Source organism: Weissella sp. DD23 (assembly GCF_001579105.1).
Lineage (GTDB): Bacteria > Bacillota > Bacilli > Lactobacillales > Lactobacillaceae > Weissella > Weissella cibaria.
The window spans coordinates 94,903-96,193 of the sequence record NZ_KQ970396.1 but is presented as its reverse complement, the minus strand read 5'-3'; the positions used below and the strand labels follow the sequence as shown (position 1 = coordinate 96,193).

At 48.3% G+C, this 1,291-nt stretch carries 1 protein-coding gene and 2 pseudogenes; all 3 read right to left on the bottom strand.

From position 1 onward, the window contains the following. Positions 1-361: pseudogene (locus WEIDD23_RS14900) on the bottom strand (shikimate dehydrogenase); the annotation flags it as partial. 120 nt (positions 362-481) lie between these two features. Next, positions 482-1,162, bottom strand: coding sequence for a VIT1/CCC1 transporter family protein (locus tag WEIDD23_RS09850; RefSeq protein ID WP_010370305.1), 681 nt, complete (start codon positions 1,160-1,162; stop codon positions 482-484). A 12-nt stretch (positions 1,163-1,174) separates the two neighbouring features. Next, positions 1,175-1,291: pseudogene (locus WEIDD23_RS14895) on the bottom strand (VIT family protein); the annotation flags it as partial.

Here is a 1,291-nt window from a genome sequence, read left to right as displayed (position 1 = left end):
CAATTAAAATGACCGAGTCGACCGGATTGCGTAGTGTCCGCCAAAAGCCCATCCCATCAGTTGAATCACCAATCGTGCGACCATCTTTGACCGTGATGGTATTAACTGACTCTAAGCGGGTTGCTAATGGTGTCGCTTCATCAAGATACATCATGATTTGTTGCTTAAAGGGCATAGTTACATTGAAGCCCTTCACCCCTGAGGCAACCAAACTCTTAAATGTCGCTGCCAAAGCCATTGGCGCCACTTCAAACGCTTGGTAATTGGCATCGATATTTGCAGCTTGAAAAGCGGCATTTTGCATTGCCGGCGACTTTGAATGGCGCGCCGGATACCCCAGTAGTCCGTATTGATCTGTCACTGTCTTGGCCTCCGACCTTTTGTACTAGCTTACCAAATTTCAGTAGTCTTTAATACCGTATCCGCCTATATAAAAAAGCTGAGATAAACTCAGCTTTTGCTTTAATCTATTCTACTCGTCTTAGAAGAACAAACCAATACCATAGTGGATGGCAATGGTTAGCAGGCCAATCACGACATTACGCTTGATGGCTTTTTTGGCGAACCCATGGCCAATCTTCGCACTTAGAAAACCCGTTAAAGCAACTGCCACAACGGTTGCGGCAATCGTTGCTTCAAATTGCCACTGAACTGGTGAAAAATACAGTGCCAACAGCGGGAACGCCCCACCGATGGCCGCGCAAATCAACGATGAAATAGCGGCCGACCACGGTCCAACATAGTGCCCTAATTGGACATCATACTTCGTTGCTAAGATCGTCCTGAGTGGCGCCTTTTCCATCAACTCCGCCACAATTTTATCCGCTGTTGCTTCAGTGACACCACGGTCCAGGTAGAATTCGCGAATATCTGCCGCGACACCAGCTGGATTAACACGTAGTCGTTGGGTCTCCCGGTCAACAACAACCTTTTCCGCATCTGCCTGCGAGCTAACCGAAGCGTACTCACCTGACGCCATTGATAGCGCGCAGGCAAACAAATCTGCCAAGCCAGCAATTAAAATTGTGAATTGATGGTTAGTGGCAGCCCCAACTGAGAAGAGTACGCCAACCACCGTTAGAATCCCATCATTTGACCCTAATACGCCGGCACGTATGGCATTCAGTCGTTCTTCCATCGTTTGATGTTCTTTTGCTTGCATACCTTAGCCCCCCTAACGACCAATTAATGACCCAATCAAGTAGGTCACAATCATTGTAAAGATACCAGCAACCACATTACGGACGGTTGCCCGGCGTTCATTCGCACCAGACAAGTGCGCGGCCGCGTA